Annotated in this window: 28 protein-coding genes; all 28 read left to right on the forward strand. The window is 39.8% G+C overall.

Going from position 1 to position 18671, the window contains the following annotated elements:
* The first annotated feature begins 14 nt into the window (after positions 1 to 14).
* The 28 genes from rplE to AB2B50_RS06365 all read left to right on the forward strand — a co-directional run bounded on the left by rplE (position 15) and on the right by AB2B50_RS06365 (position 18600).
* A complete protein-coding gene (gene rplE / locus AB2B50_RS06230) occupies positions 15 to 557 on the forward strand; it encodes a 50S ribosomal protein L5 (protein ID WP_000013542.1) in 543 nt (180 codons plus the stop codon).
* 17 nt (positions 558 to 574) lie between these two features.
* Positions 575 to 760, forward strand: coding sequence for a type Z 30S ribosomal protein S14 (locus AB2B50_RS06235; RefSeq protein WP_001085699.1), 186 nt, complete (start codon positions 575 to 577; stop codon positions 758 to 760).
* Positions 761 to 1044: 284 nt separating this feature from the next.
* Complete coding sequence (gene rpsH, locus AB2B50_RS06240) at positions 1045 to 1443, forward strand: 30S ribosomal protein S8 (protein WP_000245504.1); 399 nt, start codon at positions 1045 to 1047, stop codon at positions 1441 to 1443.
* Positions 1444 to 1630: 187 nt separating this feature from the next.
* Positions 1631 to 2167 carry a 50S ribosomal protein L6 gene (gene rplF / locus AB2B50_RS06245; RefSeq protein WP_000086625.1) on the forward strand — a complete coding sequence of 179 codons (537 nt, stop codon included), beginning with the start codon at positions 1631 to 1633 and terminating at the stop codon, positions 2165 to 2167.
* Positions 2168 to 2250: 83 nt separating this feature from the next.
* Positions 2251 to 2607: a 50S ribosomal protein L18 gene (gene rplR / locus AB2B50_RS06250; protein WP_000624044.1), complete on the forward strand. Its 357-nt coding sequence runs from the start codon at positions 2251 to 2253 to the stop codon at positions 2605 to 2607.
* 17 nt (positions 2608 to 2624) lie between these two features.
* Positions 2625 to 3119, forward strand: a complete 495-nt coding sequence (rpsE, locus tag AB2B50_RS06255; RefSeq protein WP_000874203.1) for a 30S ribosomal protein S5 — start codon at positions 2625 to 2627, stop codon at positions 3117 to 3119.
* A 13-nt stretch (positions 3120 to 3132) separates the two neighbouring features.
* Positions 3133 to 3315, forward strand: coding sequence for a 50S ribosomal protein L30 (gene rpmD / locus AB2B50_RS06260; protein ID WP_000057243.1), 183 nt, complete (start codon positions 3133 to 3135; stop codon positions 3313 to 3315).
* A gap of 146 nt (positions 3316 to 3461) precedes the next feature.
* Positions 3462 to 3902, forward strand: coding sequence for a 50S ribosomal protein L15 (gene rplO / locus AB2B50_RS06265; protein WP_000766079.1), 441 nt, complete (start codon positions 3462 to 3464; stop codon positions 3900 to 3902).
* Positions 3903 to 3914: 12 nt separating this feature from the next.
* The gene (gene secY / locus AB2B50_RS06270) at positions 3915 to 5225 is read left to right on the forward strand and encodes a preprotein translocase subunit SecY (RefSeq protein ID WP_049526520.1); all 1311 of its coding nucleotides are present in this window, start codon (positions 3915 to 3917) and stop codon (positions 5223 to 5225) included.
* A 155-nt stretch (positions 5226 to 5380) separates the two neighbouring features.
* Entirely contained in the window at positions 5381 to 6019 is a 639-nt protein-coding gene (locus AB2B50_RS06275; RefSeq protein ID WP_075228414.1) for an adenylate kinase, read from the forward strand.
* Positions 6020 to 6136: 117 nt separating this feature from the next.
* Positions 6137 to 6355 carry a translation initiation factor IF-1 gene (gene infA, locus AB2B50_RS06280; protein ID WP_001029883.1) on the forward strand — a complete coding sequence of 73 codons (219 nt, stop codon included), beginning with the start codon at positions 6137 to 6139 and terminating at the stop codon, positions 6353 to 6355.
* A gap of 24 nt (positions 6356 to 6379) precedes the next feature.
* On the forward strand, positions 6380 to 6496 hold the full coding sequence (rpmJ, locus tag AB2B50_RS06285) for a 50S ribosomal protein L36 (RefSeq protein ID WP_001808836.1): 117 nt from the start codon (positions 6380 to 6382) through the stop codon (positions 6494 to 6496).
* 17 nt (positions 6497 to 6513) lie between these two features.
* Positions 6514 to 6879: a 30S ribosomal protein S13 gene (gene rpsM / locus AB2B50_RS06290; RefSeq protein ID WP_000090783.1), complete on the forward strand. Its 366-nt coding sequence runs from the start codon at positions 6514 to 6516 to the stop codon at positions 6877 to 6879.
* Positions 6880 to 6896: 17 nt separating this feature from the next.
* Positions 6897 to 7280 (forward strand): 30S ribosomal protein S11, encoded by a 384-nt coding sequence (gene rpsK, locus AB2B50_RS06295; RefSeq protein WP_001118385.1) that lies wholly within the window; start codon positions 6897 to 6899, stop codon positions 7278 to 7280.
* A gap of 42 nt (positions 7281 to 7322) precedes the next feature.
* The gene (locus AB2B50_RS06300) at positions 7323 to 8258 is read left to right on the forward strand and encodes a DNA-directed RNA polymerase subunit alpha (RefSeq protein WP_000568996.1); all 936 of its coding nucleotides are present in this window, start codon (positions 7323 to 7325) and stop codon (positions 8256 to 8258) included.
* Between the two features lie 11 nt (positions 8259 to 8269).
* Positions 8270 to 8656 (forward strand): 50S ribosomal protein L17, encoded by a 387-nt coding sequence (gene rplQ / locus AB2B50_RS06305; protein WP_000331493.1) that lies wholly within the window; start codon positions 8270 to 8272, stop codon positions 8654 to 8656.
* Between the two features lie 464 nt (positions 8657 to 9120).
* Positions 9121 to 9387, forward strand: a complete 267-nt coding sequence (locus AB2B50_RS06310; protein ID WP_000644115.1) for an ACT domain-containing protein — start codon at positions 9121 to 9123, stop codon at positions 9385 to 9387.
* Between the two features lie 9 nt (positions 9388 to 9396).
* Positions 9397 to 10734, forward strand: coding sequence for a PFL family protein (locus AB2B50_RS06315; RefSeq protein ID WP_045762468.1), 1338 nt, complete (start codon positions 9397 to 9399; stop codon positions 10732 to 10734).
* 329 nt (positions 10735 to 11063) lie between these two features.
* Complete coding sequence (rnpA, locus tag AB2B50_RS06320; RefSeq protein WP_045762469.1) at positions 11064 to 11435, forward strand: ribonuclease P protein component; 372 nt, start codon at positions 11064 to 11066, stop codon at positions 11433 to 11435.
* Positions 11410 to 12237 carry a YidC/Oxa1 family membrane protein insertase gene (locus AB2B50_RS06325; protein ID WP_248035756.1) on the forward strand — a complete coding sequence of 276 codons (828 nt, stop codon included), beginning with the start codon at positions 11410 to 11412 and terminating at the stop codon, positions 12235 to 12237. Before rnpA ends, AB2B50_RS06325 begins: the two co-directional genes overlap by 26 nt.
* Positions 12238 to 12251: 14 nt before the next feature.
* Entirely contained in the window at positions 12252 to 13208 is a 957-nt protein-coding gene (gene jag / locus AB2B50_RS06330; RefSeq protein WP_049504883.1) for an RNA-binding cell elongation regulator Jag/EloR, read from the forward strand.
* Positions 13209 to 13263: 55 nt separating this feature from the next.
* On the forward strand, positions 13264 to 13887 hold the full coding sequence (locus AB2B50_RS06335) for a ribonuclease P (RefSeq protein WP_075228412.1): 624 nt from the start codon (positions 13264 to 13266) through the stop codon (positions 13885 to 13887).
* Positions 13888 to 14017: 130 nt separating this feature from the next.
* A complete protein-coding gene (locus AB2B50_RS06340; protein WP_301395612.1) occupies positions 14018 to 15475 on the forward strand; it encodes a PTS ascorbate transporter subunit IIC in 1458 nt (485 codons plus the stop codon).
* Positions 15476 to 15498: 23 nt separating this feature from the next.
* Positions 15499 to 15780, forward strand: a complete 282-nt coding sequence (locus AB2B50_RS06345) for a PTS sugar transporter subunit IIB (protein ID WP_000241466.1) — start codon at positions 15499 to 15501, stop codon at positions 15778 to 15780.
* A gap of 76 nt (positions 15781 to 15856) precedes the next feature.
* On the forward strand, positions 15857 to 16342 hold the full coding sequence (locus AB2B50_RS06350) for a PTS sugar transporter subunit IIA (RefSeq protein WP_061863925.1): 486 nt from the start codon (positions 15857 to 15859) through the stop codon (positions 16340 to 16342).
* A gap of 16 nt (positions 16343 to 16358) precedes the next feature.
* Positions 16359 to 17024 carry a 3-keto-L-gulonate-6-phosphate decarboxylase UlaD gene (locus AB2B50_RS06355; protein WP_061863926.1) on the forward strand — a complete coding sequence of 222 codons (666 nt, stop codon included), beginning with the start codon at positions 16359 to 16361 and terminating at the stop codon, positions 17022 to 17024.
* Positions 17025 to 17027: 3 nt separating this feature from the next.
* Complete coding sequence (locus AB2B50_RS06360) at positions 17028 to 17891, forward strand: L-ribulose-5-phosphate 3-epimerase (RefSeq protein ID WP_301395617.1); 864 nt, start codon at positions 17028 to 17030, stop codon at positions 17889 to 17891.
* A 1-nt stretch (position 17892) separates the two neighbouring features.
* Positions 17893 to 18600, forward strand: a complete 708-nt coding sequence (locus AB2B50_RS06365) for an L-ribulose-5-phosphate 4-epimerase (protein ID WP_075230987.1) — start codon at positions 17893 to 17895, stop codon at positions 18598 to 18600.
* The last annotated feature ends 71 nt before the right edge of the window (positions 18601 to 18671 follow it).

Here is an 18671-nt window from a genome sequence, read left to right on the forward strand (position 1 = left end):
AAAGGAGAAGTATAATGGCAAATCGTTTAAAAGAAAAATATCTTAATGAAGTAGTTCCTGCTTTGACAGAACAATTCAACTACTCATCAGTGATGGCTGTGCCTAAAGTAGATAAGATCGTTTTGAACATGGGTGTTGGTGAAGCTGTATCAAACGCTAAAAGCCTTGAAAAAGCTGCTGAAGAATTGGCGCTTATCTCAGGTCAAAAACCACTTATCACTAAAGCTAAAAAATCAATCGCCGGCTTCCGTCTTCGTGAAGGTGTTGCGATCGGTGCAAAAGTTACCCTTCGTGGTGAACGTATGTACGAATTCTTGGATAAATTGGTTTCAGTTTCACTTCCACGTGTGCGTGACTTCCATGGTGTTCCAACAAAATCATTTGATGGACGCGGAAACTACACACTTGGTGTGAAAGAACAATTGATCTTCCCAGAAATCAACTTTGATGACGTTGACAAAACTCGTGGTCTTGACATCGTTATCGTAACTACTGCTAACACTGACGAAGAGTCACGTGCATTGCTTACAGGCCTTGGAATGCCTTTTGCAAAATAATATAGGAGGTATAACTAATGGCTAAAAAATCTATGATTGCTAAGAACAAACGCCCAGCGAAGTTCTCTACTCAAGCATACACTCGCTGTGAACGTTGTGGACGTCCACACTCAGTTTACCGCAAGTTTAAACTTTGCCGTGTTTGCTTCCGTGAATTGGCATATAAAGGTCAAATCCCTGGTGTAACAAAAGCATCTTGGTAATTTAAGATATCAAGGGCGTCAAAACTCCAAGTGAAAATAGGAAACTTGACGAAGAAACTTTAGTTTCTAGAAAAGTTTATCTTTTTCACACAGAGTTTAGCCCGGGTTCAGTTGGGCTTGCCAATTTGAACACGAGCTACAGCTTTGGCAAAAAAGACCAATTTGCTTTGGAGCATCGCTCCTGCATCAAATTGCCTATTTTTGCTCTTGCTGTTACGCTCTTTGTATCATGTATTAACTAGCAAGTGCAACTTGCAAACTACTAGTAAGAGGAGAAAAATAAAATGGTTATGACTGACCCAATCGCAGACTTCCTAACTCGTATTCGTAACGCTAACCAAGCAAAACACGAAGTACTTGAAGTACCTGCATCAAACATCAAAAAAGGGATTGCAGAAATCCTTAAACGCGAAGGTTTTGTTAAGAACGTAGAAATCATCGAAGATGACAAACAAGGCATCATCCGTGTATTCCTTAAATACGGACCAAACGGTGAAAAAGTTATCACAAACTTGAAACGTGTTTCTAAACCAGGACTTCGTGTCTACAAAAAACGTGAAGACCTTCCAAAAGTACTTAACGGTCTTGGAATTGCTATCCTTTCAACTTCTGAAGGTTTGCTTACTGATAAAGAAGCACGCCAAAAGAACGTTGGTGGTGAGGTTATCGCTTACGTTTGGTAATATTTAGCTCCCAATTTCTTTGTGACTCGTCGTTATCGTCTCTTGCCTAATCCAAAGTTATGCCTGCGAGACGATGCCTAGATTCACTTTGAAATTAAAACCTAAATATTCCTTTAAATCGAGAAATCGATTTAACCCCGTGAAAACTGGCCAACATGGCCTGACAATTTAACAGGAGAATAAAAACATGTCACGTATTGGTAATAAAGTTATCGTGTTGCCTGCTGGTGTTGAAATCACTAACAATGACAACGTTGTAACTGTAAAAGGACCTAAAGGAGAACTTACTCGTGAGTTCTCAAAAGATATTGAAATTCGTGTGGAAGGTACTGAAGTAACTCTTCACCGTCCAAACGATTCAAAAGAAATGAAAACTATCCACGGAACTACTCGTGCTCTTTTGAACAACATGGTTATTGGTGTATCAGAAGGATTCAAGAAACAACTTGAAATGCGTGGGGTTGGTTACCGTGCACAACTTCAAGGATCAAAACTTGTTTTGGCTGTTGGTAAATCACATCCAGACGAAGTTGAAGCTCCAGAAGGAATTACTTTTGAACTTCCAAACCCAACAACAATCGTTGTTAGCGGAATTTCAAAAGAAGTAGTTGGTCAAACAGCTGCTTACGTACGTAGCCTTCGTTCACCAGAACCATACAAAGGTAAAGGTATCCGTTACGTTGGCGAATATGTTCGTCTTAAAGAAGGTAAAACAGGTAAATAATATTGAGTGGTTGATTTTCAACCACCAATACTATTTCCAACTTTGTGCATAGCACACGATTTAAAACTAAAGAGGTGAAAACTGTGATTTCTAAACCAGATAAAAACAAACTCCGCCAAAAACGCCACCGTCGCGTTCGCGGAAAACTCTCTGGAACTGCTGATCGCCCACGTTTGAACGTATTCCGTTCTAATACAGGCATCTACGCTCAAGTTATTGATGACGTAGCGGGTGTAACGCTCGCAAGTGCTTCAACTCTTGACAAAGAAGTTTCAAAAGGAACAAAAACTGAACAAGCCGTTGCTGTCGGTAAACTCGTTGCAGAACGTGCAAACGCTAAAGGTATTTCAGAAGTGGTGTTCGACCGCGGTGGATATCTATATCACGGACGTGTGAAAGCTTTGGCTGATGCAGCTCGTGAAAACGGATTGAAATTCTAATAGGAGGACACTAGAAAATGGCATTTAAAGACAATGCAGTTGAATTAGAAGAACGCGTAGTTGCTGTTAACCGTGTTACTAAAGTTGTTAAAGGTGGACGTCGTCTTCGTTTTGCAGCTCTTGTAGTCGTTGGTGACCACAACGGTCGCGTAGGATTTGGTACTGGTAAAGCTCAAGAAGTTCCAGAAGCAATCCGCAAAGCAGTAGAAGATGCTAAGAAAAACTTGATCGAAGTTCCTATGGTTGGAACAACAATCCCACACGAAGTTATTTCAGAATTCGGTGGAGCTAAAGTATTGTTGAAACCAGCTGTAGAAGGTTCTGGAGTTGCCGCTGGTGGTGCTGTTCGTGCCGTTATCGAGTTGGCAGGTGTAGCTGATGTTACATCTAAATCTCTTGGCTCAAATACTCCAATCAACATTGTTCGCGCAACTGTTGAAGGTTTGAAACAATTGAAACGCGCTGAAGAAGTTGCTGCCCTTCGTGGTATTTCAGTTTCTGATTTGGCATAAGAAAGGGGATAAAATGGCTCAAATTAAAATTACTTTGACTAAGTCTCCAATCGGACGCATTCCATCACAACGTAAAACTGTTGTAGCACTTGGACTTGGCAAATTGAACAGCTCTGTTATTAAAGAAGATAACCCAGCAGTACGTGGTATGATTACTGCAGTATCTCACTTGGTAACAGTTGAAGAAGTAAACTAATTAAATTTTAGGGGATGTGCAGTATACCATCCCCTAAAACTAGATATAGTCATCTTTGATGACAAACGTATAGGCGAGTTGATAGGAGAGACAACCTTTTCTCTCTTATCGGCGCTAGCATTTTACAAAAGAGGAGAAAATATATAATGAAACTTCATGAATTGAAACCTGCAGAAGGTTCTCGTAAAACTCGTAACCGTGTTGGTCGTGGTACTTCATCAGGTAACGGTAAAACATCTGGTCGTGGTCAAAAAGGTCAAAAAGCTCGTAGCGGTGGCGGAGTACGTCTTGGTTTTGAAGGTGGACAAACTCCATTGTTCCGTCGTCTTCCAAAACGTGGATTCACTAACATCAACGCTAAAGAATACGCAATTGTTAACCTTGACCAATTGAACGTCTTTGAAGATGGTGCAGAAGTAACTCCAGTTGTTCTTATCGAATCAGGAATTGTTAAAGCTGAGAAATCAGGTATCAAAATTCTTGGTAACGGTGAGTTGACTAAGAAATTGTCTGTAAAAGCAGCTAAATTCTCTAAATCAGCTGAAGAAGCTATCACTGCTAAAGGTGGTTCAGTAGAAGTCATCTAAGAGAGGTGACCTATGTTTTTTAAATTATTGAGAGAAGCCTTCAAAGTCAAGCAAGTTCGATCAAAAATTCTTTTTACAATTTTTATCGTCTTTGTCTTCCGTATCGGGACTAGCATTACGGTTCCATGGGTGAATGCCAATAGCTTGAATGCTTTGAGTGGTCTATCTTTTCTAAATATGTTAAGTTTGGTGTCTGGTAATGCCATGAAAAACTTTTCAGTTTTTGCACTTGGTGTTAGTCCATACATTACTGCTTCTATCGTTGTCCAACTCTTACAAATGGATTTATTACCAAAGTTTGTAGAGTGGGGCAAACAAGGGGAAGTTGGTCGTAGAAAATTGAACCAGGCAACTCGATATATTGCCCTTGTTCTTGCATTCGTGCAATCTATCGGAATTACTGCTGGTTTTAATGCTTTATCTGGAGCCAAACTTTTGACTGTTCCTTTAACACCACAAGTTTTCCTTGTGATTGGAGCAATCCTAACAGCGGGTAGTATGATTGTAACTTGGTTGGGAGAGCAAATTACTGATAAGGGTTATGGAAATGGTGTTTCCATGATTATCTTTGCGGGGATTGTTGCTTCAATTCCTGATATGATCAAGGGAATTTATGTTGACTACTTTGTCAATGTACCAAGCGACCGCTTGACCTCATCCCTCATTTTTGTTGCTATCTTAATTGTAGCAGTCTTATTGATTGTTTACTTTACAACTTATGTTCAACAAGCTGAATATAAGATACCAATTCAGTATACTAAGGTAGCACAAGGAGCACCATCAAGTTCCTATCTTCCTTTGAAGATTAACCCTGCTGGGGTTATCCCTGTTATCTTTGCTAGCTCAATTACAGCAGCACCAGCGGCAATTTTACAATTTGTAAGTGCATCTGGTCTTGATTGGGCCTGGGTACGTAGTGCTCAGGAGTTGCTATCTACAACAGCCCCTACAGGTATCGCTTTGTACGCTCTGTTGATTATCCTCTTTACATTCTTCTATACATTTGTACAGATTAATCCAGAGAAGGCAGCAGAAAATTTGCAAAAGAGCGGTGCTTATATCCACGGTGTCCGTCCTGGTAAAGGGACAGAAGAGTATATGTCAAAACTTCTTCGTCGTCTCGCAACAGTCGGTTCCCTCTTCCTAGGAGTCATTTCCATTTTACCTATTGTAGCTAAGGATTTATTCGGTCTTTCAGAAGTCGTTGCTTTTGGGGGAACAAGTCTTTTGATCATTATCTCAACAGGTATTGAAGGAATTAAACAATTGGAAGGTTATTTATTGAAACGTAAGTATGTTGGTTTCATGAATACAACAGAATAATTGTAATAGAAAAGAAAATTCACTATTGCTCAGAGAGTGGAGTTTAAAAATCAAAGACCTTGTCAGATTTTTATCTCCTCTCTTCTATTTTGTTTTTAAATAGGAGTTGAAATGAATTTTTGCTTCTATTTAAAAATAAAAAAGGAGTTTGAATCATGAATCTTTTGATTATGGGCTTACCTGGTGCAGGTAAGGGTACACAAGCAGCAAGAATTGTTGAACAATTCCATGTTGCTCATATCTCAACAGGTGATATGTTCCGTGCGGCAATGGCTAACCAAACTGAAATGGGTGTCTTAGCTAAGTCTTATATCGACAAAGGCGAGTTAGTTCCAGATGAAGTCACAAACGGTATCGTAAAAGAGCGTCTCTCACAAGATGACATTAAAGAAACTGGTTTCTTGTTGGACGGGTACCCACGTACAATTGAACAAGCTCATGCCTTGGATAAAACTTTAGCTGAATTAGGGATTGAACTTGAAGGTGTTATTAACATCGAAGTAAATCCAGATTGTCTTTTGGAGCGTTTGAGTGGTCGTATCATTCACCGTGAAACTGGCGAAACTTTCCACAAAGTTTTCAACCCACCAGTTGACTACAAAGAAGAAGACTATTACCAACGTGAAGATGATAAACCTGAAACAGTAAAACGTCGTTTGGATGTCAATATTGCCCAAGGTGAACCGATTATTGCCCACTATCGTGCTAAAGGTTTGGTACATGATATCGAAGGTAATCAAGATATCAATGATGTATTTACAGATATCGAAAAAGTATTGACAAATTTGAAATAAAAGCGTTTTTCATGCTTGCAAAATGTCTCTACAAATGTTATACTGAATTAGTCTGACTTATAATTGTTGTCTCTGTGTCTAGAGGCATCAAATCGAAATTTATGGAGGTACTTTTGCGTGGCAAAAGACGATGTGATTGAAGTTGAAGGTAAAGTAGTTGATACTATGCCGAATGCAATGTTTACGGTTGAACTTGAAAATGGACATCAGATTTTAGCAACAGTTTCTGGTAAAATTCGTAAAAACTATATTCGTATTTTAGCGGGAGATCGTGTTACTGTCGAAATGAGTCCATATGACTTGACACGTGGACGTATCACTTACCGCTTTAAATAATCGAAAAACTTGGAGGGATAAGAAATGAAAGTAAGACCATCGGTCAAACCAATTTGCGAATACTGTAAAGTTATTCGTCGTAATGGTCGTGTTATGGTAATTTGCCCAGCAAATCCAAAACACAAACAACGTCAAGGATAAGATAGAAAGGAGAAAACATGGCTCGTATTGCTGGAGTTGACATTCCAAATGACAAACGCGTAGTAATTTCATTGACTTATGTGTACGGTATCGGACTTCCAACATCTAAGAAAATCTTGGCAGCTGCTGGAATTTCAGAAGATGTACGTGTTCGCGATCTTACACCAGATCAAGAAGATGCTATCCGTCGTGAAGTGGATGCAATCAAAGTTGAAGGTGACCTTCGTCGTGAAGTTAACTTGAACATCAAACGTTTGATGGAAATCGGTTCATACCGTGGTATCCGTCACCGTCGTGGACTTCCTGTCCGTGGACAAAACACTAAAAACAACGCTCGCACTCGTAAAGGTAAAGCTGTTGCGATTGCTGGTAAGAAAAAATAATATAGGAGGTAAAAGTCTTGGCTAAACCAACACGTAAACGTCGTGTGAAAAAGAATATCGAATCTGGTATTGCTCATATTCACGCTACATTTAATAACACTATTGTTATGATTACTGATGTGCATGGTAATGCAATTGCTTGGTCATCAGCTGGTGCTCTTGGTTTCAAAGGTTCTCGTAAATCTACACCATTTGCTGCTCAAATGGCTTCTGAAGCTGCTGCTAAATCTGCACAAGAACACGGTCTTAAGTCAGTTGAAGTTACTGTTAAAGGTCCAGGTTCTGGTCGTGAGTCAGCTATTCGTGCTCTTGCTGCCGCTGGTCTTGAAGTAACAGCAATTCGTGATGTGACTCCAGTGCCACACAATGGTGCTCGTCCTCCAAAACGTCGCCGTGTATAATCATAACCTTACACTGCTTTTCGTTTAAGAGGGAGTAACTAAATGATCGAGTTTGAAAAACCAAATATAACAAAAATTGATGAAAATAAAGATTATGGCAAGTTTGTAATCGAACCGCTTGAACGTGGTTACGGTACAACACTTGGTAACTCTCTTCGTCGTGTACTTCTAGCTTCTCTTCCAGGGGCTGCTGTAACATCTATCAATATCGAAGGTGTATTGCATGAATTTGATACAGTTCCGGGTGTTCGCGAAGACGTGATGCAAATCATTCTGAACATCAAAGGTATTGCAGTAAAATCTTACGTTAAAGACGAAAAGATCATTGAACTAGATGTGCAAGGTCCTGCTGAAATTACAGCTGGAGATATCTTGACAGATAGCGACATTGAAATTGTAAATCCAGATCATTATCTCTTTACAATCGGTGAAGGTTCTTCTCTAAAAGCGACAATGACTGTTAACAGTGGTCGTGGATATGTACCTGCTGATGAAAATAAAAAAGATAATGCACCAGTTGGAACACTTGCTGTAGATTCTATTTATACACCAGTTACAAAAGTCAACTATCAAGTTGAACCTGCTCGTGTAGGTAGCAATGATGGTTTCGACAAATTAACCCTTGAAATCTTGACTAATGGAACAATTATTCCAGAAGATGCATTAGGGCTTTCAGCACGTATCTTGACAGAGCACCTTGATTTGTTTACAAATCTTACAGAGATTGCTAAGTCAGCAGAAGTGATGAAAGAAGCTGATACTGAATCGGACGACCGTATCTTGGAACGTACGATTGAGGAACTTGACTTGTCTGTGCGTTCATACAACTGTTTGAAACGTGCCGGTATCAACACTGTGCATGATTTGACAGAAAAATCTGAAGCAGAGATGATGAAAGTAAGAAATCTTGGACGCAAGAGTTTGGAAGAAGTGAAAGTCAAACTCATTGATTTGGGTCTTGGATTAAAAGATAAATAAAGGAGGAATAAATGGCTTACCGTAAACTAGGACGCACTAGCTCACAACGTAAAGCAATGCTTCGCGATTTGACAACTGACCTTTTGATCAACGAATCAATCGTGACAACTGAAGCTCGTGCTAAAGAAATCCGTAAAACTGTTGAAAAAATGATTACTCTAGGTAAACGTGGTGATTTGCATGCACGTCGTCAAGCAGCTGCTTTCGTACGTAATGAAATCGCATCTGAAAACTATGATGAAGCAACTGATAAGTACACTTCTACTACAGCACTTCAAAAATTGTTCTCAGAAATCGCACCTCGTTATGCTGAGCGTAACGGTGGATACACTCGTATCCTTAAAACTGAACCACGTCGTGGTGATGCAGCGCCAATGGCGATCATCGAATTAGTATAAAATCATCAATTTTGTTGAGTGTTATGATGATGGGGTCTTGTGCTCTTAGTCTAGCTCTGGTCTACCGCTAGGACTTATGTCCTAGCGGGAACACTCATCATAAGATGATAAGGTAGACGCTTGTTTACGAAATTGTTTTTTACTAAAGAACAATTTCGTAAGCAGGCGTTTTTGAGTATTTTAGTAAGAAATATGCTATACTATTGAAAAAGAAAATCAACAATGTTCATTTTCTCAAAAATATTCTATAAAGAGCTTATGAGCCAATATATTATCAGTTTCAAGTTCTAAACTAGCGACTTGGTAAAAAATATTAGCCTGGTACAAGATCAACTAAAAGATTTTTTTAGGGTTTCAACTTGGATAATTATTCACTATTAAGTGATTTAGTTACTCTATCCCCCTTTTTCATTTTATTTTTGTCCAAAATGGATATCGTTCTATGTTAGAAACGGAGTTTAATCATGAAAGCTATTATTACTGTTGTTGGTAAAGATAAATCTGGAATTGTTGCAGGTGTTGCGACAAAAATTGCTGAATTAGGCTTAAATATTGATGATATCTCACAAACAGTCTTGGACGAATTCTTTACTATGATGGCTGTGGTATCTAGTGATGAAAAACAAGATTTTACTCATCTTAGAAACGAATTTGAGGTTTTTGGTCAGACTTTGAATGTCAAAATCAATATTCAAAGTGCGGCTATTTTTGATGCTATGTACAATATCTAGGAGGTATTTATGGATATTAGACAAGTTACCGAAACAATCGCAATGATTGAGGAGCAAAACTTCGACATTAGAACCATTACCATGGGGATTTCCCTTTTGGACTGTATCGATCCAGATATCAATCGTGCTGCGGACAAAATATATGAAAAGATTACTACAAAAGCAGCTAATTTAGTGGCTGTTGGAGATGAAATTGCGGCTGAGTTAGGAATTCCTATTGTGAATAAACGTGTGTCAGTAACTCCAATTTCCTTGATTGGTGCTGCTACCGATGCGACGGATTATGTAGTCTTAGCTAAAGCACTGGATAAAGCTGCGAAAAAAATTGGTGTTGACTTCATTGGTGGTTTTTCAGCCTTGGTACAAAAGGGATATCAAAAAGGTGATGAAATCCTCATCAACTCTATTCCTCGTGCCTTAGCAGAAACGGATAAGGTTTGTTCATCAGTAAATATCGGTTCGACTAAATCGGGTATCAATATGACTGCAGTAGCGGATATGGGGCGCATTATCAAGGAAACAGCTTCTTTATCTGATATGGGGGCGGCTAAATTGGTTGTATTTGCTAACGCGGTAGAGGACAATCCCTTTATGGCAGGCGCTTTTCATGGTGTTGGTGAAGCAGATGTCATCATCAATGTAGGTGTTTCTGGTCCAGGTGTCGTTAAACGTGCCTTGGAAAAGGTTCGTGGTCAGAGCTTTGATGTTGTTGCTGAAACTGTTAAAAAGACAGCCTTCAAGATTACCCGCATTGGTCAATTAGTCGGTCAAATGGCTAGTGAGCGTCTGGGAGTTGATTTTGGAATTGTCGATCTGAGTTTGGCTCCAACTCCAGCAGTGGGTGATTCTGTAGCCCGTGTCCTTGAGGAAATGGGGTTAGAGACAGTTGGGACTCATGGAACGACTGCTGCCTTGGCTCTCTTGAACGACCAAGTTAAAAAAGGTGGAGTTATGGCTTGCAACCAAGTTGGTGGTTTGTCAGGTGCTTTCATCCCAGTTTCTGAGGACGAGGGGATGATTGCTGCAGTGCAAAACGGCTCCCTTAATTTGGAAAAACTAGAAGCTATGACGGCTATCTGTTCAGTTGGTTTGGATATGATTGCCATTCCTGAAGATACACCTGCAGAAACGATTGCGGCAATGATTGCGGATGAAGCTGCTATCGGAGTCATCAATATGAAAACAACTGCTGTACGTATTATTCCAAAAGGAAAAGAAGGCGATATGATTGAATTTGGTGGCCTTCTAGGAACGGCTCCAGTCATGAAAGTTAACGGTGCCTCGTCTGTCGACTTCATTGCACGTGGAGGACAAATCCCGGCTCCAATCCATAGTTTTAAAAATTAAAAAGAAGTGGAATCTGTTTAAGTTGGATTTAAGGATAGACCTGTATACTACTATCATTAAATAAAGACCTCCTAACTTTATTTAATTAAAATCCTAACTTTTTCATAATAATCTCCTACAAAAGTCACTCTTTGGAGTGACTTTTGTTTTATATCAAGAGAAAATAAAGAAAGTAGCATGTTCAAATTTGTAAATTTGTTCAAAAATAAGATGATTTAAAGGATGAAACTAGTTTTTTTATTCTGTAAAATGGGCTAAAACCTTGCTATGATTGGCTTTTTGAAAAATTATGGTATAATAGTAGTAGTTTTAATAGATGGAGTTGAATTTTGAAAAAACGCTTTCGTGTAAAAAAAGAGAAAGATTTTAGTGCAATATTTAAAAAAGGGGAGAGTTTTGCTAATCGTAAATTTGTTATTTATCGATTAGAAAATAATGAACAGCATTTTCGAGTTGGCCTATCTGTCAGTAAAAAATTAGGAAACGCTGTCACGAGGAATCAGATCAAGAGAAGAATTCGACATATTCTGATTGAACATAAAAATCAGCTGGTTGAAAATGTAGATTTTGTTGTGATTGCTCGAAAAGGTGTTGAAATCTTGGACTACGCGGAAATGGAGAAAAATCTACTTCACGTATTAAAGTTATCAAAGATTTACCAGGAAGGAAATGGGAGTGAAAAAGAAATTACAGTTGACTAGCTTAATGGTGCTTGCTTTATTTGTGATGAGCGCCTGCACGGCTAGTGGTACGACGAGTGAGATTACAGCTGAATCAACAGGTTTTTGGAGTAAATTTGTTTATTTTTTTGCTGAAATCATTCGCTTTTTATCATTTGATACAAGTATTGGTCTGGGGATTATATTATTTACCCTTCTGATTAGAACGATTCTTCTACCAGTCTTTCAGATACAAATGGTGGCATCTAGAAAGATGCAAGAAGTACAACCACTGGTTAAGGAGTTGCGAGAACGTTATCCGGGACGGGATATGGAGAGCCGTACCAAGTTGGACCAAGAAATGCGTCAGTTGTTCAAGCAACATGGTGTCAAACAGTCAGCTTCTCTTTGGCCAATCTTAATCCAAATGCCAGTCTTGTTGGCCTTGTTCCAAGCTTTGAGTAGGGTAGAATTTCTAAAAACGGGTCATTTCTTATGGATTAACCTTGGTGGTGTTGATACGACTTTCGTTTTGCCTATTTTGGCAGCTATCTTTACTTTCCTTAGCACCTGGTTATCCAATAAGGCCATGGTTGAGAAAAATGGCGCCATGACAGGAATGATGTATGCAATGCCAGTCATGATTTTCTTCTTTGCCATGTATTCACCAAGTGGGGTTGCCTTATACTGGGCGGTATCCAATGCTTATCAGGTGCTCCAAACCTATCTGCTCAACAATCCATTCAAGATTATTGCAGAGCGTGAGGCGGGAGTACAGGCTAAGAAGGATTTAGAAATCAAGAAGAGAAAAGCTCTCAAGAAAGCACAGAAAAAGAAAAAGTAAGGAGGAATCTTGTAATGGTATTATTTACAGGTTCAACTGTTGAGGAAGCAATCCAAACGGGATTGAAGGAATTGGGGATTCCTAGAATGAAGGCGCATATTAAGGTTGTCTCAAGGGAGAAAAAAGGTTTCTTTGGCCTTTTTGGGAAGAAACCAGCGCAAGTTGATATCGAAGCAATTAGTGAGACAACTGTTGTGAAGGCAAATCAGCAAGCAGTCAAGGGAGTTCCAAAGGAAGTTAATGCTAAGAACGAACCCGTTAAGACTGTTAGTGAGGCAACAGTAGACTTAGGTCATGTTGTTGAAGCAATCAAGAAAATCGAGGAAGAAGGACAAGGGATCTCTGAAGAGGTTAAGGCCGAAATTCTAAAAAATGAGAAAGAGGCTAGTACAATTTTAGAGGAGACTGGTCATATTGCCATTCTAAAAGATTTACTGCCAGAAGAATCTAAAGAGCAGGAAGAAGTCGAGCAGAATGATGATTTAGAAAATCTAGGTTTGAAGATTGAACCGACCTATGATATTGACCAGGTGGTCGAAGAAGTGACCAACTATGTTCAAGGTATTATTGATGATATGGATGTTGAGGGAGCAATCTCAAGCACTTCAAATCGTCGTTCTATCAATATGCAAATTGATACCAATGAACCGGGCCGTATTATCGGTTACCACGGGAAGGTCTTGAAATCTCTCCAACTTTTAGCACAGAATTATCTCTATAATCGCTATTCAAGAACCTTCTATATTACCATCAATGTTAATGATTATGTAGAACACCGTGCAGAAGTCTTGCAAAGTTATGCACAGAAGTTAGCTACACGTGTCCTAGAAGAGGGGCGTAGTCAGGTGACTGATCCAATGTCTAGCAGCGAACGTAAAATCATCCATCGTATTATTTCACGTATGGAGGGTGTCACTAGTTATTCAGAAGGTGATGAGCCAAATCGTTACGTTGTGGTTGATACAGAATAATCAAAGCAAAATCAGGGGCATCCTGATTTTTTGCTAGCTAAGGGAGGTTGATCCTATGTTGAATACAATGAGAGAATATCTAGCTTACTCTGGTTTACAGTATCAAAAACCCGAGAGGGCAGGTCAAGAAGCTGAAAAAATGCTTTATTTGAGGAGCAAGGGGCAGAAGGCCAGAAAGGCCTTTACACACTTAGCCAAGGCTTTTCAAGAAAGACATCCAGAATGGGATCTCCAAGGGACGAGTCAGTGGATGAATCAAGCCCAACGTTTGCGACCGCATTTCTGGGCCTATCTACAGCGTGAGGGAGAAGTGACAGAGCCTATGTTGGCTCTTCGTTTATATGGAAGCCCTTCTGATTTTGGAGTTTCACTAGAAGTGAGTTTTATAGAACGTAAGAAGGATGATAAAACTTTAGACAAGCAGGCCAAGGTCCTAGAAGTTCCAGTATTAGACGGAATTTACTATCTAGTCTACTCAAATGGAGAAAGTCACAAGATGGAGGCTACTGAGGAAAATCGTCAAATTTTAAGAGAAAAACTATCCCATCAGGAAGTCCGAAAAGTTTTGGTGAAGATAGATGTTCCAGTGGCCGAAAATTCATCTGAAGAAGAAATCCTAGAAGTCCTACTGGAATCTTATGAAACAATTCTTCCCTTTTATCTAGCTACGAGAAAATAAGATAAGCCGTAAAATATCATAAATCATACAGTCCAAGAGTGAACAGTCCGCTGTGTAATTCTTGGTCTTTTTGTTTCCGTTTTCACATTATATAATAAACTTACAAAAACAATTCAAAAGGAGAACAATTATGGAAGTCATTTCAAGTGTTCTAAATTGGTTTTCTAGCAATATTTTGCAGAATCCCGCATTTTTCGTAGGTATATTGGTGTTGATAGGATATGCACTTTTGAAAAAACCTGCTCATGATGTTTTCTCAGGTTTCGTTAAAGCAACAGTAGGCTATATGTTGCTCAACGTGGGTGCTGGTGGTTTGGTTACAACTTTCCGTCCAATCTTGGCAGCCCTTAACTACAAATTCCAAATTGGTGCAGCGGTTATCGACCCTTACTTTGGACTTGCTGCAGCAAACAACAAAATTGCAGCAGAGTTTCCAGATTTCGTTGGAACTGCAACTACAGCTCTCTTGATTGGATTTGGAGTGAATATCTTGCTTGTAGCTCTTCGCAAGATTACGAAAGTAAGAACCCTCTTTATTACTGGTCACATCATGGTACAACAAGCTGCGACTGTATCTCTTATGGTTCTATTCTTAGTTCCACAATTGCGCAATGCTTATGGTACAGCAGCAATCGGTATCATCTGTGGCCTTTACTGGGCAGTTAGTTCAAATATGACTGTTGAGGCAACTCAACGCTTGACTGGTGGCGGCGGATTTGCGATTGGTCACCAACAACAATTTGCAATTTGGTTTGTAGATAAAGTAGCAGGACGCTTTGGTAAGAAAGAAGAAAGTCTAGACAATCTTAAATTGCCTAAGTTTCTCTCAATCTTCCATGATACTGTTGTTGCATCTGCTACCTTGATGCTCGTATTCTTCGGAGCCATTCTTTTAATCTTGGGTCCAGATATTATGTCTAATAAAGAAGTCATCACTTCAGGAACTCTATTCAATCCTGCTAAACAAGATTTCTTTATGTACATTATCCAAACAGCTTTCACCTTCTCTGTTTACTTGTTCGTTTTGATGCAAGGTGTCCGCATGTTCGTATCTGAGTTGACAAATGCCTTCCAAGGTATTTCAAACAAATTGTTGCCAGGTTCATTCCCAGCAGTTGACGTTGCAGCATCTTATGGATTCGGTTCTCCAAACGCGGTCTTGTCTGGATTTGCCTTTGGTTTGATTGGTCAATTGATTACAATTGTCTTGCTTATCGTCTTTAAAAACCCTGTCCTTATTATTACAGGATTTGTACCAGTGTTCTTTGATAATGCAGCCATCGCGGTCTATGCTGATAAGCGTGGCGGATGGAAAGCAGCCGTTATCCTATCCTTCATTTCAGGTGTCCTTCAAGTTGCCCTAGGAGCTCTATGTGTAGCCCTTCTCGACTTAGCATCTTACGGTGGTTACCATGGAAATATCGACTTTGAATTCCCATGGCTTGGATTTGGCTATATCTTTAAATACCTCGGTATTGTTGGTTATGTACTTGTGTGTCTCTTCTTGCTCGTTATTCCTCAACTTCAATTTGCCAAAGCAAAAGATAAAGAAAAATACTACAACGGTGAAGTTCAAGAAGAAGCATAGTTTCTAGAAAAGGAGAAAATAAAATGGTTAAAGTATTAGCAGCGTGCGGAAATGGAATGGGTTCATCTATGGTTATCAAGATGAAGGTTGAAAATGCCCTCCGTAAGCTTAATCAAACAGACTTTACAGTCAATTCATGCAGTGTTGGTGAAGCAAAAGGTTTAGCAGCAGGCTATGACATCGTAATCGCTTCTCTTCATTTGATCCAAGAATTGGAAGGTCGGACTAATGGGAAGTTAATCGGGCTTGACAACTTGATGGATGATAAAGAAATCACTGAAAAACTCAGTCAAGCACTACAGTAAAAGGTTGGAGGGGGCTGGACAGAAACTGGGAGTTATCGTTTCTGTCCTTCTCCCTCTTTAAATAAAGGAGGCAGATATGAATTTAAAACAAGCTTTAATTGACAATGACTCGATCCGACTAGGGTTAGAGGCTAACGATTGGAAAGAAGCAGTCAAGGTAGCAGTAGATCCCTTGATTGAAAGTGGGGCAATTTTGCCAGAGTATTACGATGCTATCATCGAATCTACTGAAGAGTATGGCCCTTACTATATCTTAATGCCAGGTATGGCCATGCCTCATGCTAGACCAGAAGCTGGAGTGCAAAGAGATGCCTTTTCATTGATTACCTTACAAAATCCTGTTGTATTTTCAGATGGGAAAGAGGTTTCTGTTTTGCTTGCATTAGCAGCAACAAGCTCAAAAATTCACACAAGTGTAGCCATTCCACAAATTATTGCCTTGTTTGAATTAGAAGATTCTATTGCACGTTTACAGGCTTGTCAGACTAAAGAAGATGTCTTAGCGATGATTGAAGAATCTAAGGATAGCCCTTATCTTGAAGGATTGGATTTGGAAAGTTAGAAAGAGGAATAAAGAAATGACAAAAAGAATACCTAATTTACAAGTTGCATTAGACCATTCAGACTTGCAAGGAGCGATTAAAGCAGCTGTTTCTGTTGGTCACGAAGTAGATATTATCGAAGCTGGAACTGTTTGCTTGCTTCAAGTTGGAAGTGAACTGGTTGAAGTCTTGCGTAGCCTTTTCCCAGATAAGATTATTGTGGCAGATACAAAATGTGCTGATGCTGGTGGAACAGTTGCCAAAAATAATGCCGTTCGTGGAGCAGATTGGATGACTTGTATCTGTTGTGCAACCATCCCTACTATGGAAGCAGCTCTAAAGGCTATCAAGGCTGAACGTGGGGACCGAGGCGAAATCCAGATCGAGCTTTATGGTGATTGGACTTTTGAACAAGCTCAGCTTTGGCTAGATGCAGGTATCTCACAAGCTATCTATCACCAATCTCGTGATGCCCTTCTTGCTGGTGAAACTTGGGGTGAAAAAGACCTTAATAAGGTTAAAAAACTCATTGACATGGGCTTCCGAGTTTCTGTAACAGGTGGTCTAGATGTAGATACTCTCAAACTCTTTGAAGGTGTTGATGTCTTTACCTTTATCGCAGGTCGTGGAATTACGGAGGCTGCGGATCCAGCAGGAGCAGCGCGTGCCTTCAAGGATGAAATCAAACGGATTTGGGGGTAAACCATGGCACGTCCAATTGGAATTTATGAAAAGGCAACCCCGACCCACTTTACTTGGATAGAACGTTTAAATTTCGCTAAGGAGTTAGGCTTTGATTTTGTCGAGATGTCTATTGACGAACGTGATGAGCGCTTAGCAAGACTTGACTGGAGCAAGGAAGAGCGCTTGGAAGTTGTCAAAGCGATTTATGAAACTGGTGTTCGTATTCCCTCTATCTGTTTTTCAGGCCATCGTCGTTACCCATTGGGATCGAATGATCCAGTTCTAGAGGAAAAATCTCTGGAACTCATGAAAAAATGTATCGAATTAGCTCAAGATTTGGGAGTTCGTACGATTCAATTAGCTGGTTACGATGTTTACTATGAGGAAAAGTCTACCCAAACACGCCAACGTTTTATCAAAAATTTGAGAAAAGCTTGTGACTGGGCTGAAGAAGCTCAGGTGGTACTTGCTATTGAAATTATGGATGATCCTTTCGTCAATAGCATCGAAAAATACTTGGCTATAGAGAAAGAAATTGACTCTCCATACCTCTTTGTCTATCCAGATATTGGTAATGTATCTGCCTGGCATAATGATGTTTACAGTGAATTTTATCTCGGCCATCATGCCATTGCAGCTCTCCATCTCAAGGATACTTATGCAGTGACAGAAAGTTCAAAGGGCCAATTCCGTGATGTACCTTTCGGGCAAGGTTGTGTCAAATGGGAAGAAGCTTTCGATATTTTAAAGCAAACCAATTATAATGGTCCTTTCCTAATCGAAATGTGGTCTGAAAATTGTGAAACTGTAGAAGAAACACGCGCAGCCATTCAAGAGGCCCAAGCCTTTCTCTACCCACTTATTAAGAAAGCAGGTCTGATGTAAGATGAATCAAGTAATTAATGATATGCGTAAACGAGTCTGTGATGCCAATCAATCATTGCCAAAACATGGACTTGTTAAATTTACCTGGGGCAATGTATCGGAAGTCAATCGCGAACTCGGTGTCATTGTTATCAAACCATCAGGTGTGGATTATGACGAATTGACACCTGAAAATATGGTGGTAACTGACCTGGATGGCAAGGTTCTAGAAGGAGATTTAAGACCATCTTCTGACCTTCCAACTCATGTGCAGTTATATAAGGCTTGGCCAGAGATTGCTAGTGTGGTCCATACCCATTCGACTGAAGCCGTTGGTTGGGCTCAGGCAGGTCGTGATATTCCTTTCTATGGAACAACCCATGCGGATTATTTCTACGGTTCAATCCCTTGCGCTCGTAGTTTGACTAAGGATGAAGTAGAAGTAGCCTATGAAAAAGACACTGGCCTAGTTATCGTAGAAGAGTTTGAACGTCGTGGTCTCAACCCTGTTGAAGTACCAGGGATTGTCGTACGTAATCACGGTCCATTCACCTGGGGCAAAAACCCAGAGAATGCTGTCTATCACTCTGTTGTACTAGAGGAAGTATCTAAGATGAATCGCTTCACAGAGCAAATCAATCCAAGGGTTGAACCTGCTCCTCAGTACATCCTAGAAAAACACTACCAACGTAAACATGGACCAAATGCTTATTACGGTCAAAAGAAATAAGAAATTGAATTGAAAAGAGGCTAGGACCTTTCGATCCAAGCCTCGCTTTTGTAGTTGTAAGTATCCACTGT

The sequence above is a fragment of the Streptococcus fermentans genome (genome assembly GCF_040888305.1).
GTDB classification, from domain to species: domain Bacteria; phylum Bacillota; class Bacilli; order Lactobacillales; family Streptococcaceae; genus Streptococcus; species Streptococcus fermentans.

Bases quoted from the DNA above. Each gene is read 5' to 3' on its own strand.
- rplO (WP_000766079.1), top strand. From the start codon at position 3,462: ATGAAACTTCATGAATTGAAACCTGCAGAAGGTTCTCGTAAAACTCGT.
- AB2B50_RS06300 (WP_000568996.1), top strand. From the start codon at position 7,323: ATGATCGAGTTTGAAAAACCAAATATAACAAAAATTGATGAAAATAAA.
- AB2B50_RS06335 (WP_075228412.1), top strand. From the start codon at position 13,264: ATGTTGAATACAATGAGAGAATATCTAGCTTACTCTGGTTTACAGTAT.
- AB2B50_RS06235 (WP_001085699.1), top strand. From the start codon at position 575: ATGGCTAAAAAATCTATGATTGCTAAGAACAAACGCCCAGCGAAGTTC.
- AB2B50_RS06275 (WP_075228414.1), top strand. From the start codon at position 5,381: ATGAATCTTTTGATTATGGGCTTACCTGGTGCAGGTAAGGGTACACAA.
- AB2B50_RS06360 (WP_301395617.1), top strand. From the start codon at position 17,028: ATGGCACGTCCAATTGGAATTTATGAAAAGGCAACCCCGACCCACTTT.
- AB2B50_RS06365 (WP_075230987.1), top strand. From the start codon at position 17,893: ATGAATCAAGTAATTAATGATATGCGTAAACGAGTCTGTGATGCCAAT.
- rpsE (WP_000874203.1), top strand. From the start codon at position 2,625: ATGGCATTTAAAGACAATGCAGTTGAATTAGAAGAACGCGTAGTTGCT.
- rplE (WP_000013542.1), top strand. From the start codon at position 15: ATGGCAAATCGTTTAAAAGAAAAATATCTTAATGAAGTAGTTCCTGCT.
- AB2B50_RS06310 (WP_000644115.1), top strand. From the start codon at position 9,121: ATGAAAGCTATTATTACTGTTGTTGGTAAAGATAAATCTGGAATTGTT.
- AB2B50_RS06340 (WP_301395612.1), top strand. From the start codon at position 14,018: ATGGAAGTCATTTCAAGTGTTCTAAATTGGTTTTCTAGCAATATTTTG.
- AB2B50_RS06345 (WP_000241466.1), top strand. From the start codon at position 15,499: ATGGTTAAAGTATTAGCAGCGTGCGGAAATGGAATGGGTTCATCTATG.
- jag (WP_049504883.1), top strand. From the start codon at position 12,252: ATGGTATTATTTACAGGTTCAACTGTTGAGGAAGCAATCCAAACGGGA.
- AB2B50_RS06355 (WP_061863926.1), top strand. From the start codon at position 16,359: ATGACAAAAAGAATACCTAATTTACAAGTTGCATTAGACCATTCAGAC.
- AB2B50_RS06350 (WP_061863925.1), top strand. From the start codon at position 15,857: ATGAATTTAAAACAAGCTTTAATTGACAATGACTCGATCCGACTAGGG.
- rpsM (WP_000090783.1), top strand. From the start codon at position 6,514: ATGGCTCGTATTGCTGGAGTTGACATTCCAAATGACAAACGCGTAGTA.
- AB2B50_RS06315 (WP_045762468.1), top strand. From the start codon at position 9,397: ATGGATATTAGACAAGTTACCGAAACAATCGCAATGATTGAGGAGCAA.
- secY (WP_049526520.1), top strand. From the start codon at position 3,915: ATGTTTTTTAAATTATTGAGAGAAGCCTTCAAAGTCAAGCAAGTTCGA.
- rpmD (WP_000057243.1), top strand. From the start codon at position 3,133: ATGGCTCAAATTAAAATTACTTTGACTAAGTCTCCAATCGGACGCATT.
- rplQ (WP_000331493.1), top strand. From the start codon at position 8,270: ATGGCTTACCGTAAACTAGGACGCACTAGCTCACAACGTAAAGCAATG.
- rpsH (WP_000245504.1), top strand. From the start codon at position 1,045: ATGGTTATGACTGACCCAATCGCAGACTTCCTAACTCGTATTCGTAAC.
- rplF (WP_000086625.1), top strand. From the start codon at position 1,631: ATGTCACGTATTGGTAATAAAGTTATCGTGTTGCCTGCTGGTGTTGAA.
- rpmJ (WP_001808836.1), top strand. From the start codon at position 6,380: ATGAAAGTAAGACCATCGGTCAAACCAATTTGCGAATACTGTAAAGTT.